Below are 17,414 nucleotides of genomic sequence, written 5' to 3' on the forward strand. Positions count from 1 at the left end.
ATTTTTTCAAAACAAATAACCCGATAACTTATCGGCCTTTCCAACTACTGGTTATAACGTCATTTAACTTCTTACCTGAGGGACCATATGAAGATAATAGGGATGTCTGGGTTACTTCCGTCGCGGCTCGTCGACAATCAGGAAATTATTAATTTGGTTGAACACCATTCTAAAGGTGTTTTTCAGGGCGATCTGCCCAAGATGCTAAAAACCATCGAAAAACTACTTAACAAAAGTGGTATTGAAACCCGCTACTGGTTGAACAATGACGAAACCCCGATGACGTTGATGAAAACCGCGTTTAATTCGGCTTTAGCGCAAGCTAACATCAACAAGAGCGATATTGATTTGTTAATCTACGCCAGTGTTACTCGTGGATTTATAGAACCGGCGAATAGTACCTTTATTTCGAAGGCGTTGGGACTGAACTGTAGAAATTATGACGCTGTCGATGCCTGTAACGGCTGGGTGACAGCCATGGACATAATTAACAGTAAAATGAAGGCAGGCGAGATACGCCATGCTATGGTTGTGAATATGGAGTTCGGTATGTCTGAGGGCGGCCCCGGCGTGCCGCAGAATTTTACTTTGCATTCCGCAGATGAACTGGACTATAAGTTTCCGAGCCTTACCATTGGTGAAGCTGCGACCGTTACGATACTCAGCAATGAGTCACCGGATAACTTCAACTTCTCCTATATCAATCGGCCAGATTTAAGCGATCTGTGTACCATTTCTTTGCCAAAATGGGAACTGTTTTGCAATGAAGAGGATATTGAACGTAATGCACCTACCGGTGGCCAATATCAATTCAGCTCATATGCGGCGGCATTGCATGATGAGGGAAAGAGTGAGTTAATCAAAGTATTTTATCAACATAAAATTCCTGTTAACGATATTCATCAAATATTTACGCATACGGCCTCACCAAAAATGATGGGCCTTGTTGGAGAATTTATCGGGGCTAATGGCAACTTGTATAATATTGGCAATAAAACAGGGAATATAATTACCGCCTCCGTCCCCTTTGGCATTGCCGATGCTATTGAACAAGGTAAAGTGGAGAAGGGCCAATTTTGTATGGGATGGGTTGCCAGCGCGGGAATGGTTTTCTCCGCTTTGTCATTTAAACTCTAATCTGTCTGGATTCTAATCGGGTGATTAAGCCGCACTTTTCAACAAGCAGAAAGGCGCTGCAAAAGGAAAATTATAGCACCAGGGGATTTTATGGATAAAAAAACCCGCCGCAGCGGGTTTTTATTTAACAACGAATCAAACCGTTATTACTGACCTTTAACTTCTTTCAGGCCATTGAAAGGTGCGCGTGAACCCAGCGCTTCTTCGATACGGATCAGTTGGTTGTATTTGGCAACGCGGTCAGAACGGCTCATGGAACCGGTTTTGATCTGGCCAGCCGCAGTGCCTACCGCGAGGTCTGCGATAGTTGCGTCTTCGGTTTCACCTGAACGGTGAGAGATCACCGCGGTGTAGCCTGCGTCTTTCGCCATCTTGATAGCAGCCAGAGTTTCGGTCAGAGAACCGATCTGGTTGAATTTGATCAGGATGGAGTTAGCGATGCCTTTCTCGATGCCTTCTTTCAGGATCTTGGTGTTGGTAACGAACAGGTCGTCGCCCACCAGCTGTATTTTGTCGCCCAGCACTTTGGTCTGGTATGCGAAACCATCCCAGTCAGATTCGTCCAGGCCATCTTCGATGGACACGATTGGGTACTGTTTGGTCAGGTCTTCCAGGAAGTGAGTGAACTCTTCAGAAGTGAAAGCTTTGTTGCCTTCGCCGGCCAGTACGTATTTACCGTCTTTGTAGAACTCGGAGGCCGCACAGTCCATTGCCAGGGTCACGTCTTTGCCCAGCTCGTAGCCTGCTGCTTTTACCGCTTCAGCGATAACCGCCAGCGCTTCAGCGTTGGAACCCAGGTTTGGTGCATAGCCGCCTTCATCACCGACAGCCGTGTTCAGGCCTTTGGCTTTCAGCACTTTGGCCAGGTGATGGAAAACTTCAGAACCGATGCGAACGGCTTCTTTCAGGGATTTAGCGCCAACCGGCTGAATCATAAATTCCTGAATATCGACGTTGTTGTCAGCGTGCTCACCGCCGTTGATGATGTTCATCATAGGCAGTGGCATAGAGAATTTGCCTGGGGTGCCGTTCAGCTCAGCGATGTGCTCATACAGCGGCATGCCTTTGGAAGCCGCAGCCGCTTTGGCAGCAGCCAGAGAAACCGCCAGAATGGCGTTAGCGCCGAACTGAGATTTGTTTTCGGTGCCGTCCAGGTCGATCATGATCTTGTCGATGTTAGCCTGGTCTTTGGCATCTTTACCCAGTACTGCCTGAGCAATCGGGCCATTTACTGCAGCAACGGCTTTCAGTACGCCTTTACCCAGGAAACGAGACTTGTCACCGTCACGCAGTTCCAGTGCTTCACGGGAACCGGTAGAAGCACCTGACGGCGCAGCAGCCAGACCTACGAAACCGCCTTCCAGATGCACTTCGGCTTCAACAGTCGGGTTACCGCGGGAGTCGATGATTTCACGACCGATGACTTTAACGATTTTGGACATTAGGTTTTCCTCAGTACAAGTTAAACTAAAACTCCAGACAAACAGCGCGCGGTTCTCACCGCGCGCCGCCTACCAAATATTTTATTTCACCTGGCGCTTCTGATACTCACCAGCGGCCTTCACAAAGCCGGCGAACAACGGATGACCATCACGCGGCGTCGAAGTAAATTCCGGGTGGAACTGACAAGCTACAAACCACGGGTGATTCGGCAGTTCGATAATCTCAACCAGCTTGTTGTCTGCGGAACGGCCGGCAACCAACAGCCCGGCGGCTTCGATCTGCTTCAACAGCATGTTGTTAACTTCATAACGGTGACGATGACGTTCAACAATGGTCGGTTCGCCGTACATCTGACGCACCAGGCTGTTGTCGGTCAGGTGGCATTGCTGGCCACCGACACGCATCGTGCCACCCAAATCGCTTTCTTCAGTACGCACTTCGACGTTGCCGTCTTCGTCGCGCCACTCGGTGATCAACGCCACCACCGGGTACTTACAGTCTGGCACAAACTCGGTAGAGTTGGCGTTCTCCATACCCACCACGTTGCGGGCGAACTCCATCAGTGCCACCTGCATCCCCAGGCAGATGCCCAGGTAAGGGATGTTATTCTCACGCGCGTAACGCGCGGTCATCACTTTGCCTTCCACACCACGGTAACCGAAGCCGCCCGGGATCAGGATAGCATCCAGACCTTTCAGCACTTCTACGCCACGGGTTTCCACATCCTGCGAGTCGATCAGCTTGATGTTCACGGTCAGACGATTTTTCAGGCCGCCGTGTTTCAAAGCTTCAATTACCGACTTATAGGCATCCGGCAGTTCGACATATTTGCCGACCATACCGATGGTCACTTCGCCGCCCGGATTGGCTTCTTCGTAAATCACCTGCTCCCATTCGGCCAGGTTGGCTTCCGGCGCATTGAGGCTGAATCGTTTACAAATATAATCATCAAGCCCCTGAGATTTCAAGAGGCCTGGGATTTTATAAATAGAATCAACGTCTTTCAGGGAGATAACCGCTTTTTCCGGTACGTTACAGAAAAGTGCGATTTTTGCACGTTCGTTAGCAGGAACGGCGCGATCGGAACGGCAAATCAGCACATCAGGCTGAATACCGATGGAAAGCAGCTCTTTTACGGAATGCTGGGTAGGTTTGGTTTTCACTTCACCGGCAGCGGCCAGGTACGGCACCAGCGTCAGGTGCATATACAGGGTGTGCTCACGGCCCACTTCTACGGCCATCTGACGAATAGCTTCCAGGAACGGCAGCGATTCGATATCGCCCACGGTACCGCCAACTTCCACCAATACCACGTCGTGACCTTCGCCACCTTCGAGGATACGCTCTTTGATCGCGTTGGTGATGTGCGGAATAACCTGTACGGTTGCGCCCAGATAGTCGCCACGGCGTTCTTTACGCAGAACGTCGGAGTAAATACGACCGGTGGTGAAGTTGTTGCGGCGCGACATTTTGGTACGGATGTAGCGCTCGTAGTGACCCAAATCCAGATCGGTTTCTGCGCCGTCTTCGGTGACGAAAACTTCCCCATGCTGAATCGGGCTCATGGTGCCCGGATCCACGTTGATGTACGGGTCCAGTTTCATGATGGTAACGTTGAGGCCACGGGCTTCAAGAATAGCCGCCAGAGAGGCTGCGGCAATGCCTTTACCCAGAGAGGATACGACCCCGCCGGTCACAAAAATATAATTAGTTGTCATGCTGAACCTGAGAGTTTAGGTTTAAAGACGATGGAAGAACCAAGACGGGAAAGTAGTATACCCGAACCTCTTCAGACCTACAAACGATCGTTTTACTGTCCATCATCTCTGTCCCCCTCGGGAGTTCATCCGGGTTTACTTTATCGGCCCGCCAGTAACGGTCTTTTTAAAACAACGAGTTAGCGCAGAAAAACTCAATTTACCGCCCTTTAGAGATAATAAAACGCCTTAGAATTCAGTTTGTTGGCGTTTTACTGTCGGTAGGCCGCGGTTCAGCAAACCATAGCCCTGAGCTTAACCGTTTCAGCTTGCATGAACCTTGTCGCCGATCAACATTGCGATAATCATGGGACAGCATTGCTGCTGATTAGTTTTCCTGGCGTTTAACCTGTTGCCACGCCTCTTCCATCTGCTCCAGCGTGGCTTCACCCATCTGCAGCCCGCGCTGTTTGACAATGTCTTCCACCTGACGGAAACGGCGCTCGAACTTGCGGTTGGCAGCCTGCAGCGCGTTTTCTGCTTTATGGCCAAGATGGCGCGATAAATTCACCGTGGCAAACAACAAATCGCCAATTTCTTCTTCCAGCTTCTGCTCGTCGACCACGGCCTGCCGCGCTTCATGCATCACTTCGTCGATCTCTTCGTACACCTTGTCCAGCACCGGGCCCAGCGTATGCCAGTCAAAACCGACCGAGGCGCAACGTTTCTGAATTTTGTGCGCCTTCATCAGCGCCGGCAACGCCTGCGGAATATCATCCAGCGCCGAATGCAGCTCTTTCTCGGCGCGTTCACCGGCCTTCAGCTGCTCCCAGCGCGCCGCAACGACGTCACTGTCCGCTGCATCAGCTTCGCCAAAGATATGCGGATGACGGCGTTCCAGCTTGTCGCTGATGGCATTGCACACCTCGCCGAAGTCAAACAGCCCCTGCTCCTGGCCCATTTGAGCGTAAAACACCACCTGGAACAGCAAGTCACCCAGTTCGTCACGAAGATCGCCGTAGTCCTGACGCTCTATGGCATCCAGCACCTCATAGGTTTCTTCCAGCGTGTAAGGGGCGATAGTGGCAAAGGTCTGCTTGCGGTCCCACGGGCAACCGGCCTGCGGATCGCGCAGCGTTTTCATGATGTTCAGCAAGCGTTGCAGCGGAGAAGATTGGGTCATGACGAAGTCTCTGAAACGAGCGAGGCCCAATATATGGGCCCCGCGATAAAAAATGTAAGGTTAGCTGCCGTGCAGGCGTTTGGCGTCTATCACATCCGGCAGTTGATTGAGCTTGGCCAATACCCGGCCCAGCACCTGCTGGTTGTAGATTTCAATATCCATATCTATGGTCGCCAACTGCTTTTTGGTGTCGCTGCGGCTGGCCACGCCCAGCACGTTGACCTTTTCGTTGGCCAAAATGGTGGTGATGTCTCGCAGCAGGCCGCTGCGATCGTTGGCCATCACACGCACGACCAAAGAGTACCCGCTGGAGTAGCTCTCGCCCCACACCGCGTCAACGATGCGTTCCGGCGCGTGCGACTGCAGATCCACCAGTTGGTCACAGTCTGCCCGGTGGATAGAAATACCGCGGCCCTGGGTGATAAAGCCGACAATATCGTCGCCCGGGATCGGCTGGCAGCAGCGGGCAATGTGGTGCATCAGGTTGCCTACCCCTTCCACCACCACCCGGCCGTTGTCCTTGCTGCGAGTTGCCGGCGGCGCTTTGTGCTGAACCAATTGGCGCAACGCTTCGCGATCCTGCTCCTCGGCGCTCGGTTTGTTGAACTTGCCCTGCAGGAAGTTCACCATCTGATTGAGACGGATATCCCCGCCGCCAATCGCCGCCAGGATCTCATCCAGCGAATTCATGTTGTAACGCGGGATCAGCAGCTTCTCGGCCTCTTTCAGGCTGATGCCGAGGTGTTCCAGCTCATTATCCAGCATTTGACGACCGGCCAGAATGTTCTTGTCCCGATCCTGCTTGCGGAACCAGTTATGGATCTTGGAACGCCCACGGCTGGTGGTGACATAGCCCAGGTTCGGGTTCAACCAGTCGCGGCTCGGGTTCGGCTGCTTCTGGGTGATAATTTCAATCTGATCGCCCATCCGCAGCTGATAGGTAAAGGGCACGATACGGCCACCAATTTTGGCGCCGATGCAGCGGTGGCCGACGTCGCTGTGAATATGGTAGGCAAAGTCGAGTGGCGTAGAGCCTGCCGGCAGATCCACCACATCGCCTTTCGGGGTAAACACATAAACCCGATCGTCGAATACCTGGCTGCGAACTTCGTCGAGCATCTCGCCGGAATCCGCCATTTCTTCCTGCCAGGCGATCAGTTTGCGCAGCCAGGCGATACGTTCTTCGTAGCCGGAACGTACCGTCGCAACCGCGCCCTCTTTGTATTTCCAGTGCGCGGCAACGCCCAGTTCGGCATCTTCGTGCATCTGGCGGGTACGGATCTGGATTTCCAGCGTTTTACCGCGTGGCCCCAGTACCACGGTGTGGATCGACTGATAGCCGTTGGGTTTCGGGTTGGCAACATAGTCGTCGAACTCATCCGGCAAATGACGAAAGTGAGTATGCACAATACCCAATGCCGCATAGCAGTCCTGCAAGCGCTCGACCACCACCCGCACCGCACGCACGTCAAACAGCTCGTCAAACGCCAGCGCTTTCTTCTGCATCTTGCGCCAGATGCTGTAGATGTGTTTTGGGCGACCGTAAATGTCGGCCTTAACGCCCTCGTCCCCCATCGCACTACGCAGCGAGGCAACGAAATCATCGATAAACTGTTCGCGATCGATGCGGCGTTCATGCAGCAGCTTGGCGATGCGCTTGTATTCTTCCGGATGCAGGTAGCGGAAGCAAAAGTCTTCCAGCTCCCATTTCAGTTGCCCGATACCAAGACGGTTGGCCAGTGGTGCATAGATATTCGAACACTCTTTGGCCGCCAGTACCCGTTCGTCTTCCGGCGCGTCTTTCACTTCACGCAGGTGGGCGATACGCTCCGCCAGCTTGATGACCACGCAGCGGAAGTCCTCCACCATCGCCAACAGCATGCGGCGCACGTTGTCGACCTGTTCGGAGGCCATTGAATCGTTTTGGGTGGCTTTCAGTTGGCGGATAGCGTCCATATCGCGTACGCCATGTACCAGATAGGTGATGCCCTTGCCGAAGGCTTCGGTCAGGGTTTCTTCCTGTACGATACCGGCATCCACCAACGGGAACAGCAGCGCGGCGCGCATGCTGTCGTTGTCCATACTCAGGGTGGAGAGGATTTCAACCATTTCCAGCCCGCGCCACAGTAACAGCGACGCGTTGGGATGGTTCTGGGTCTGTTGCTCACAGTAGCGCCAGGTTGCGGCTAATCGCTCACATGACTGCGGGTTAGGTAGCCCCAAGCTGGCAATCCACTCGTCGAGTGCAAATTCGCCAGCCGTGTTCAGATGTGCACTTCTTACCGCAACCATAACCTCTCCCTACTTTGCAGCGACCTCTGGCGCACAACCGTTAATCAACAGCGCCATTGACTCAAGATGCCCCGTATGCGGAAACCGACCCAACATCCACACACGCGCAAGACGATAAGAAGCCGGCGTGACTCGCCTATTCTTATGTGCATTATATTGCCCATTCGCTTCCGGTGTGGCAACACCTTCTATACCTGCCACCGCAGCGGCGCAACGCGCCAACGGCAGGCTAGAATGCCCAGGGCCGCAGAACAGATCCAATACCCGATCATTGGGTTGAATAGCGACCCATTCAAGGGCAGGCCCCACCATTAACTGATTTAATAAGCTATTTATCTGAATAAAGTCACACCAGCTAAAGTCTAAGCGTAGCCCGTCGCTCTAATGATACGGCGTTTCACCGCACAGTTTTTCTAGGCTATCGCTGCCCGTTGCGAATAAAGAATTGCGCCATATTTGTCGATCGAGTGCCGGTTCATTTAAAGTAGGGTCTGTCCGGCAATTTTCCCATACTGGAACCCCATGACCAAATACAGCCTGCGGGCGCGCATGATGATCCTGATTCTGGCCCCAACGCTGTTGATTGGTCTGTTGCTCAGCACCTTCTTCGTGGTGCATCGCTACAATGAGTTACAGGAACAATTGGTTGACGCCGGGGCCAGCATTATCGAACCCCTGGCGGTGGCCAGCGAGTACGGCATGACGTTCCGCAGCCGCGAGTCGGTCAGACAATTGGTCAGTCTGTTACATCGTCGCCATTCAGACATCGTCCGTTCCATTACGGTGTTCGACGCGCAGAATAATCTTTTTGTCACCTCCAATTACCATCACAACTTTACCCAACTGCAGTTGCCGAAAGGGGTGCCTATCCCCACCGATCTGATGCTGACACGGCGTGGCGACTCACTGATCCTGCGTACCCCGATCCTGGCAGAAAGCCAGTATCCGGATCAAACCGCTGGCAGCGATCCTCAACAGGACAACCGCCTGGGCTATGTGGCGATTGAGTTGGATCTGCAGTCGGTCCGTTTGCAGCAATACAAAGAGGTGTTTGTCTCCACCCTGCTGCTGCTGCTGTGCATGTGTATTGCCATTCTGTTTGCTTACCGCCTGATGCGCGACGTCACCGGCCCGATCCGCAATATGGTCAATACCGTTGACCGCATTCGCCGCGGCCAGCTCGACAGCCGCGTCGAAGGCTTTATGCTCGGCGAACTGCACATGCTGAAAAACGGTATCAATTCGATGGCGATGTCGCTCACCGCCTACCACGAAGAAATGCAGCAGAATATCGATCAGGCGACCTCCGATCTGCGCGAAACGCTGGAGCAAATGGAGATCCAGAACGTCGAACTGGACCTGGCAAAAAAACGCGCCCAGGAGGCTGCGCGAATCAAATCCGAATTCCTGGCGAACATGTCGCACGAGCTGCGAACCCCGCTCAACGGCGTGATAGGCTTTACCCGTCAGATGCTGAAAACCGAAATGAGCGTCACTCAGACCGACTATCTGCAAACCATCGAACGCTCGGCCAATAACCTGCTGACCATCATCAACGACGTGCTGGACTTCTCCAAGCTGGAGGCCGGCAAGCTGGTGCTGGAACATATCCCCTTCTCGCTGCGTGAAACGCTGGACGAAGTGATAGTGCTGCTGGCGCCCAGCGCCCATGAGAAAGGGCTGGAGCTGACGCTGGACGTGCATAACGACGTGCCGGAACAGGTGATTGGCGACTCCTTGCGGCTGCAACAGATCATTACCAACCTGTTGGGCAACGCGATCAAATTTACCGAAACCGGCAACATTGACATCCGCGTCGAGCTGCGTGGCCAGCAAGAGCGTCAGATGGAGCTGGAAGTGCAAATCCATGACACGGGCATCGGCATCTCAGAACGGCAGCAGTCACAGCTGTTCCAGGCGTTCCGCCAGGCGGATGCCAGTATTTCACGCCGTCACGGCGGAACCGGGCTGGGGCTGGTGATCACCCAGAAGCTGGTGAAAGAGATGGGAGGCGATATCTGCTTCCACAGTCAGTTGAACCGTGGTTCGACCTTCTGGTTCCATATCACCCTCGACCTGCATGAGGGCATGCTGTCGCTGCCGTCAAACCTGCCGGACCTGCAGGGCAAGACGCTGGGGTATATCGAAGCTAACCCGATGGCGGCGCAGGCGACGCTTAATATGCTAAGCCTCACCCATTTGGTGATCACCCATTCGCCAACGCTGGCCCAGTTGCCGAAGAAAGATTACGACTTCCTGCTGGTAGGAGTACCGATCCCGTTCCGCGAAAATATGGCGCAGCACGAAAGCAAGCTGCTGGCGGCGTTGAAGATCGCCCACCGGGTGATTCTGGCTCTGCCCAGTCAGTCGCAGATCAATGCCGAACAGCTTAAACTGCAAGGAGCCGCCGGCTGCCTGATCAAACCGATCACCAGCAACCGTCTGTTCCCGCTGTTACGCATGGAAACGCCGCTGCTCCTCGCCGCCGTGCCGGAACATAAGCGCCTGCCGCTGACGGTGATGGCGGTCGACGATAACCCGGCCAACCTGAAGCTGATTGGTACTCTGCTGGCCGAACAGGTGGAAAAGACCCTGCTGTGTGAAAGCGGGGAAGAAGCATTGCTGCTGGCGCGCGACAACGTGCTGGACTTGATCCTGATGGATATCCAGATGCCCAATATTGACGGCATTCGTACCAGCGAGTTGATCCGCCAATTGCCGCACCACAATTCGACGCCAATCGTCGCCGTCACCGCCCATGCCGTCAGCGGCGAGCGTGAGCATTTGCTGCAGGCCGGGATGGATGACTATCTGGCCAAGCCGATTGACGAAGCGATGCTGACCCGCGTACTGGCGCGTTATTACAGCGGCGAGCCGGAGCCGGAAACAGCGGTCAATCAACCGCTGCTGTCGCTCGACTGGCCGTTGGCACTGCGCCAGGCGGCGAACAAACCCGATCTGGCACATGATCTGTTGCAGATGCTGCTCGACTTCCTGCCGCAGGTCAGCAGGCGGGTGCAAGCGATTCTGGACGGCGCACCGGATGACGGCATTCTCGATTTGATCCACAAACTGCACGGCAGTTGCAGCTACAGCGGCGTACCGCGTCTGAAACAGCTGTGTTTCTACCTTGAACAGCAGTTACGTCAGGGCGTCAGCAACGACGAACTGGAGCCGGAATGGCTGGAACTGTTGGATGAGATTGAGCTGGTCAGCCAGGCGGCTCGTGCTCATTTGGGCTGATACCGCACGCAATAAAAAGGCACGCCGAAGCGTGCCTTTTTAGCCGGGAGCTAATTAATTACTGCATCAGCAGATACAGCGTGGTATCGCCGCGCAGGATATTCAGCGCCAGTACCGACGGTTTGCTGTCGAGGATTTTACGCAGTTCGCCCAGGTTCTGGATCGGCTGCTGGTTAACCCCAAGGATAAAGTCGCCTTTTTTCAGGCCGATACGCGCAGCAGCGCTGCCTGCCTTGACGTTATCCACCTTCACGCCTTTCTGAGCGCCAGCTTGACCATTGCTCAGCTCGGCGCCTTCAATACCGGTGTAGATATTGCCGGATTCAACCTGAGTCTGAGAACTTTGCTCCAGCGTAACGTCCACGGTGACAGGCTTGCCGTCGCGAATGATCCCCAGCGACATTTTGCTGCCTACCGGCAGAGTACCGATTTCCGCCCGGAAGGAGGCAAAGCTGGAGATGGCCTTGCCGTTCATGGTAACAATCACATCACCAGCCTTGATGCCGGCCTTGGCAGCAGAAGATTTCGGCATGACCTGGCTGACAAAGGCCCCACGCTGCGCGTCCACTTTCATCGCTTTCGCCAGCTCAGAATTCAGCTCGGTACCCATAATGCCCAATTCGCCGCGTTTAACCTGACCATATTCGACCATCTGCGCCGTCAGGTTTTTCACCATGTTGCTCGGGATGGCAAAACCGATACCGATGTTGCCGCCGTCCGGTGCCAAAATGGCGGTGTTAATGCCGATCAGTTCGCCGTTCAGGTTAACCAACGCGCCGCCGGAGTTACCACGGTTAATCGCTGCATCGGTCTGGATAAAGTTCTCGTAATTTTCGATATTCAGCCCGCTACGACCCAGCGCAGAAACAATGCCTGAGGTCGCGGTCTCACCCAACCCATACGGGTTACCGATAGCAACGGTGTAATCGCCTACGCGCAGTTGTTCGGAGTCCGCCATCTTGATCGCCGTCAGATTTTTAAAGTCTTTCAGTTGGATCAACGCGATATCGGAACGCGGATCCTTACCGATCACCTTGGCGTCAAATTTACGGCCATCGCTCAGCTGGACCTGAATTTTGTTGGCGTTCTCCACCACGTGGTTGTTGGTCACCACGTAGCCTTTCGCGGCATCAATCACCACCCCGGCACCCAGCGCCTGGAATTTCTGCTGAGTCCCCTGGCCTGGTGCACCCGGCTCACCGCCAGGTCCTCCGCCCTGACACATCGGCGAAGCCTGGAACGGCGAACCGTCCTGGCAGAATGGCGAGTCTTCACCGAAGAACTGTTGGAACTGCGGCGGCATCTTCGCCGTGTTGACCGTAGTGCTGCCTTCAACATTAATGCTCACCACGGAAGGCATCACTTTTTCCAGCATCGGCGCCAGGCTTGGCAATTGTTGAGTGCTGGAAGAAGCACTTTCTGCGGCGCTGGCCGTCATCGGGCCCATCGCCATACCAATACTGAATGCCAATGCGCTCAGAACTAATGCGGTTTTTTTCATCTGTGTGTCTCTTATAAAAGTCGTTCAGAAAATATTAGGGTCTTTGTGCATAATCAGAACCTATTAATACCGCTAAGTTCCGGCGCAGGTTATTGGTAATAGTAAACAAATATTGTCCGTCTTTACAAAACTCGAAATAGATCCTGCGCCGCCGAGTCAAATGCTTAAAATAATATTTATTAGCTGAATGAATTATTCAGCAGCCATTAATCGCCGATATTCGTCATAGGCATAAAGATCGGTCATGCCGCTGATATAATCCTGCAGCAAACGCGCCCGGAAATAATACTCGCGGATCGCCAACTGCTCGGATGACAGATGCTGCAGGCCCTCAATCGCTTCGATATAGGCCAACCGATGCTTGGTTGAAAGCTTATGAAACAGACGCGTTTCGATCGGATAGGCACGGTGACTGTCTTCCTGCACCAGCAGGGTAAAGTCCGCCAGCGGCATCGCCAACAGGGGGCTGTAAATATCCAGCAGGCCGCTGATGACCCGGTAGCCCTGCAGCTCAAGCTGTTCCACTTCCGGGTGATTGAACACGTGTTTGAACGCGACATTTTTGAAGATTTTCAACAATTGGTAAGCCGGGCTGGAGTCCTCCAGCAGCGCCTGATTAAAGTTTCCCTGATAGACCGCCTCCAGGTTATCAATAAAACGCTGCGCCGCATGCGGGACCAACCGCGCCACGGTAAAGACCCGTAAATACATGAAGAACTGATCTTCGCTACTGCGCCGCGCGCCACCGTGCGCGATTTTGCGAAATGCGCTGGCCACGGTTTTATCAAACAAATCACCCGGCGTGACCTCGCCCCATTCCTGAGTTAAATGCTGGTAAAGCTGCTCGACGGTGAAAATATTTTTTTCCACCGCATCTTCCAAATCGGCCACGCAGTACGAAATATCATCAGCCGCTTCCATAATATAGGTCAATGGGAAGCGGTCGAACTCGCCCATATTCAGCTCCCGCCGCAGCCGATCGACAAACGCCTCTTCCGCCAGATAAAAGCCCGGTTTTTTCATCAGATAGTTATGGCTGGCAGGAATAGCGCTGGCCCAATAGGCCGGGCGGGTATATTTCAGGATACAGCCCACCTGCGCGTAGGTCAGGTTAAGCTTCAGCAGGGTATGCACCAACCGGATAGCCTGGGCATTGCCTTCAAAATGGCTGAGATCCTGACGGATACGGCTACGCAGGCGGTTAAGATCGCTCTCGCCTTCATGCAGCCGCAGTGCACTGACCTGGCAACGATCGTTGCTGGCCGGCTCGCTGCCACAGCTGGCGGGATCGAGGCGCTGGGAAAACCAGTTGTTGATCGCCGACTCGCCAAAGTGCCCGAAAGGCGGATTGCCGATGTCGTGCATCAGGCAGGCCATCTCGACAATACTCTCAAAAGGATCCAGCAGTTTGGTCAGCCCGAGTTCGTCGACTCGCCCGTCTTGTTTAAAACGATTGAGGATCTCTTTGGCGATATGCCTTCCGACCTGTTGCACCTCCATTGAGTGCGTCAGGCGACTGCGAACCGCGGCATTACGCTCGAGAGGAAACACCTGGGTTTTTTGCTGCAGACGGCGAATGGCGGCGGAATTGACTATGCGCCCGCGATCGCTCTCGAACTGCCGGACAATGTCGTATTCTTCCCCGGCTTCAATTGGCTTGCTGAATGGCCGCTGGAAGCTGATTTTCTGCTTAAAATCGATCCCGGACATCTGTTTCTCCGCCGTTGCACCCTGCCCCCGTGATAACAATTCCCGGCGGCATATGCAACGGATTATCTCTCTATGAGAGCCATGATAGACTATGGCGAAATTCCCACAGCCAATCAGTGAGTGTTATTTATGAAAGTAGGCATCATCGGCGCAATGGAGCAGGAAGTCACCCTGCTGCGCGATCAAATTGAAAACCGTCAAACCCTTCAACGCGCAGGCTGTGAAATCTATACCGGCCAAATCGGTGGCGTTGACGTGGCATTGCTCAAATCCGGCATCGGTAAGGTTTCTGCCGCCATGGGCACCACCCTGCTGCTGGAACACTGCAAGCCGGATCTGGTGATCAATACCGGTTCCGCCGGTGGCCTGGCCAGCTCGCTGAAGGTCGGCGATATTGTGGTATCCGAAGAAGTGCGTTACCACGATGCCGACGTGACCGCCTTTGGTTACGAGCCAGGCCAGATGGCCGGCTGCCCGGCGGCGTTTGTGGCAGACGACGCGCTGATTGCCCTGGCGGAAGACTGCATCAAGCAGCTGGGCCTGAACGCGGTACGCGGTCTTATCTGCAGCGGCGATGCTTTCATTAACGGTGCAGAGCCACTGGCACGCATCCGCGCTACCTTCCCAAGCGTGGCGGCGGTGGAAATGGAAGCGGCGGCAGTCGGGCACGTCTGCCACCTGTTTGCTACGCCGTTCGTGGTCGTGCGCGCTATCTCTGACGTTGCCGACAGTGAATCGCACATGAGTTTTGAAGAGTTCCTTACCGTAGCTGCCAAGCAATCTACGCTGATGGTCAACGCCATGCTGCAAACCCTGGCTAAGCGCGGCTGATGTGACACGACGCTTTTCAGCCCTGCTGTGGCTGCTGGCATTAGGGATGGCGCTGCCTGCCGGCGCCGCCCAACGGGTGATCAGCCTGGCTCCCAACACCACCGAGCTTGCCTATGCTGCCGGCATGGGCGATACCCTGCTGGCAGTGAGCGCTTATTCCGACTATCCCCCGGCGGCCAAAAAGCTGGAGCAAGTCGCCTCCTGGCAAGGCATCAACCTGGAGCGGGTGCTGGCGCTGAAACCGGATTTGATCCTGGCCTGGCGCGGCGGCAATCCACAACGGGTGCTGGATCAGCTCGCCGCTTTTGGTATCCCGATCTTTTATGCCGATGCCACCACCATCAATGACATCGCGCAGCGGCTGGATGACCTGGCGCAATACAGCCCGCATCCTGAGCAAGCACACCAGGCAGCAGAGGCGATCCGTCAGCAAATTACCGCGCTGAAAGCAAAATATCCGCATAGCCAGCCACGACGAGTGTTGCTGCAATTCGGTACCCAGCCGCTGTTCACCAGTTCCGGGGCCACCTTGCAAAGTCAGGTGCTGTCACTGTGTGGCGCTGAGAACATCTTTGCCGACAGCCGCATGCCGTGGCCGCAAATCAGCCGCGAACAGGTTCTGGCCCGCCAACCGCAGGCCATCGTCATTACCGGTGACCAAAAAGAAATCGCCAGCGTGAAAGCCTTCTGGGCACCGCAACTGCAGGTGCCGGTGCTTGCAGTGAATGGTGATTGGTTCAACCGCGCCGGCCCGCGCATCATGCTGGCGGCGCAGCAACTGTGCAGTCAACTGGCGGAGATTCATTAATGCTGGTGTTTTGGCTGGATATTCTCGGCACTGCGGTTTTTGCCATCTCCGGGGTATTGCTGGCGGGCAAGCTACGTATGGATCCGTTCGGCGTACTGGTGCTGGGCGTGGTCACGGCGGTCGGCGGCGGTACTATTCGCGATATGGCATTAGCCAACGGACCGGTATTTTGGGTGAAAGATCCCACCGATCTGGTGGTCGCCATGATCACCTGCGTGCTGACGCTGCTGCTGGTACGCCAGCCGCGCCGCCTGCCCAAGTGGATCTTGCCGGTACTGGACGCCGTTGGGCTGGCGGTGTTTGTCGGCATCGGGGTCAATAAAGCCTTCGCTGCCGACGCCAGTCCGCTGGTGGCAATCTGCATGGGAGTGATCACCGGGGTGGGAGGCGGTATTATCCGCGACGTGCTGGCGCGGGAAATTCCGATGATCCTGAGAACCGAAATTTACGCCACCGCCTGCATCATCGGCGGCATTGTGCATGCTACGGCCTATGCGACCTTCGGTATGCCGCTGCAACAGGCAATGATGCTCGGCATGGGCATCACGCTGGCAATCCGCCTGGCCGCCATTCGCTGGCACCTGAAACTTCCCGCTTTTATCCTCGAACGCTAATCCCTCCGCCTGTATACACGGGCGGAGCCTTATCTGCCCGTTACATTTAAAAACAGAATATTCGACTAATTAATAAGCAAAGTGTTATTATCAACTCCTGAAAAATTCAGGGAAACCAATGTAATAAACTTTTTAACCCCAAGTTAATTATTATCCCGCCCTGTTAAATCTTATTAACTTTTTGCCGATAAGCCATTATGTGATTGCTTACGGATGGCTATTTCCCAAATGATGAAAAATATTCTCTTTTTATTCAGTGTAATGCTGTGCAGCCCCTTCGTTTACGCCGGTGCCGCCAGCGGACAAATCGGTGTCAGCCTGACCATCACCCCAAAGTGCAGCGTGCATATCGATGATTCAGTGCCCCAGGTAAAATGCGGCGGTGCAACCGATAGTCAGCCTAAAGTCACCCGAAGCCGGTTGCTGACCGAGGGTGAAAATGAGCCTCACCAGGAACTGGTCACCGTGGAATGGTAGCAATAAAAAACCCGCAAACCGGTGAGGTTGGCGGGTTTAATACTGCGGTAGGCAGGATCAGACGCTGAACGAGGATCCGCAGCCGCAGGTTGTTTTAGCGTTCGGGTTGGTCACCACGAAGCGGGAGCCTTCCAGCCCTTCGGTATAATCGACCGAGCCACCGACCAGATATTGCAGGCTCATTGGGTCCACCACCAGCGCAACCCCCTGCTTCTCGATGGTCATGTCGCCATCGTTAACCTTGTCGTCAAAAGTGAAGCCGTACTGGAATCCGCTGCAGCCGCCACCGGTAATGTAAACCCGCAACTTCAGATCCGGATTTTCTTCATCAGCAATCAGGACTTTAACCTTGCTCGCTGCTGCCTCGGTAAATTGCAGGGGCAGTGCTGTTTCATCACTCATACTCTTTACTCCCAACATTGTTCTGCATCAGGCCGCTACAATGGCGACCGGATTAATGTTATTGATTATCTAATAC

General features: G+C 54.3%; 13 protein-coding genes and 1 pseudogene. 6 read left to right on the plus strand and 8 right to left on the minus strand.

Annotated features, from left to right (window positions below; translation table 11 throughout):
* The first annotated feature begins 102 nt into the window (after positions 1 to 102).
* Positions 103 to 1,137: a 3-oxoacyl-[acyl-carrier-protein] synthase III C-terminal domain-containing protein gene (locus tag OCH02_RS13455; RefSeq protein ID WP_261431666.1), complete on the plus strand. Its 1,035-nt coding sequence runs from the start codon at positions 103 to 105 to the stop codon at positions 1,135 to 1,137.
* A 146-nt stretch (positions 1,138 to 1,283) separates the two neighbouring features.
* Here OCH02_RS13455 and eno read toward each other — a convergent pair whose 3' ends face one another.
* The 5 genes and pseudogenes from eno to OCH02_RS13480 form a co-directional block, all read right to left on the minus strand.
* The gene (gene eno, locus OCH02_RS13460; RefSeq protein ID WP_012005243.1) at positions 1,284 to 2,579 is read right to left on the minus strand and encodes a phosphopyruvate hydratase; all 1,296 of its coding nucleotides are present in this window, start codon (positions 2,577 to 2,579) and stop codon (positions 1,284 to 1,286) included.
* 81 nt (positions 2,580 to 2,660) lie between these two features.
* Positions 2,661 to 4,298: a glutamine hydrolyzing CTP synthase gene (gene pyrG / locus OCH02_RS13465; protein ID WP_012005242.1), complete on the minus strand. Its 1,638-nt coding sequence runs from the start codon at positions 4,296 to 4,298 to the stop codon at positions 2,661 to 2,663.
* A gap of 367 nt (positions 4,299 to 4,665) precedes the next feature.
* Positions 4,666 to 5,460 carry a nucleoside triphosphate pyrophosphohydrolase gene (mazG, locus tag OCH02_RS13470; RefSeq protein WP_261431667.1) on the minus strand — a complete coding sequence of 265 codons (795 nt, stop codon included), beginning with the start codon at positions 5,458 to 5,460 and terminating at the stop codon, positions 4,666 to 4,668.
* A gap of 60 nt (positions 5,461 to 5,520) precedes the next feature.
* A complete protein-coding gene (relA, locus tag OCH02_RS13475; RefSeq protein ID WP_261431668.1) occupies positions 5,521 to 7,752 on the minus strand; it encodes a GTP diphosphokinase in 2,232 nt (743 codons plus the stop codon).
* Positions 7,753 to 7,761: 9 nt separating this feature from the next.
* Positions 7,762 to 8,187: pseudogene (locus OCH02_RS13480) on the minus strand (hypothetical protein); the annotation flags it as partial.
* 87 nt (positions 8,188 to 8,274) lie between these two features.
* On the opposite strand from OCH02_RS13480, the gene barA reads away from it, so the two are divergent.
* Positions 8,275 to 10,995: a two-component sensor histidine kinase BarA gene (gene barA, locus OCH02_RS13485; protein ID WP_261431669.1), complete on the plus strand. Its 2,721-nt coding sequence runs from the start codon at positions 8,275 to 8,277 to the stop codon at positions 10,993 to 10,995.
* A 58-nt stretch (positions 10,996 to 11,053) separates the two neighbouring features.
* On the opposite strand, the gene degP is transcribed toward barA, so the two are convergent.
* Positions 11,054 to 12,496: a serine endoprotease DegP gene (gene degP / locus OCH02_RS13490; protein ID WP_174354283.1), complete on the minus strand. Its 1,443-nt coding sequence runs from the start codon at positions 12,494 to 12,496 to the stop codon at positions 11,054 to 11,056.
* A gap of 192 nt (positions 12,497 to 12,688) precedes the next feature.
* Entirely contained in the window at positions 12,689 to 14,206 is a 1,518-nt protein-coding gene (gene dgt, locus OCH02_RS13495; RefSeq protein ID WP_261431671.1) for a dGTPase, read from the minus strand.
* A 129-nt stretch (positions 14,207 to 14,335) separates the two neighbouring features.
* On the opposite strand from dgt, the gene mtnN reads away from it, so the two are divergent.
* The 4 genes from mtnN (at position 14,336) to OCH02_RS13515 (ending at position 16,936) form a co-directional block, all read left to right on the plus strand.
* Complete coding sequence (mtnN, locus tag OCH02_RS13500; RefSeq protein ID WP_261431672.1) at positions 14,336 to 15,037, plus strand: 5'-methylthioadenosine/S-adenosylhomocysteine nucleosidase; 702 nt, start codon at positions 14,336 to 14,338, stop codon at positions 15,035 to 15,037.
* A 46-nt stretch (positions 15,038 to 15,083) separates the two neighbouring features.
* Positions 15,084 to 15,845 carry a vitamin B12 ABC transporter substrate-binding protein BtuF gene (gene btuF, locus OCH02_RS13505; RefSeq protein WP_410001258.1) on the plus strand — a complete coding sequence of 254 codons (762 nt, stop codon included), beginning with the start codon at positions 15,084 to 15,086 and terminating at the stop codon, positions 15,843 to 15,845.
* Complete coding sequence (locus OCH02_RS13510; RefSeq protein WP_012005233.1) at positions 15,845 to 16,459, plus strand: TRIC cation channel family protein; 615 nt, start codon at positions 15,845 to 15,847, stop codon at positions 16,457 to 16,459. Before btuF ends, OCH02_RS13510 begins: the two co-directional genes overlap by 1 nt.
* A 228-nt stretch (positions 16,460 to 16,687) precedes the next feature.
* Positions 16,688 to 16,936 (plus strand): hypothetical protein, encoded by a 249-nt coding sequence (locus OCH02_RS13515; RefSeq protein WP_261431675.1) that lies wholly within the window; start codon positions 16,688 to 16,690, stop codon positions 16,934 to 16,936.
* Positions 16,937 to 16,993: 57 nt separating this feature from the next.
* Here OCH02_RS13515 and erpA read toward each other — a convergent pair whose 3' ends face one another.
* Positions 16,994 to 17,338, minus strand: coding sequence for an iron-sulfur cluster insertion protein ErpA (erpA, locus tag OCH02_RS13520; RefSeq protein ID WP_012005231.1), 345 nt, complete (start codon positions 17,336 to 17,338; stop codon positions 16,994 to 16,996).
* Positions 17,339 to 17,414: the final 76 nt, after the last annotated feature.

This window comes from Serratia quinivorans, assembly GCF_946227985.1.
GTDB classification, from domain to species: Bacteria; Pseudomonadota; Gammaproteobacteria; order Enterobacterales; family Enterobacteriaceae; genus Serratia; species Serratia quinivorans_A.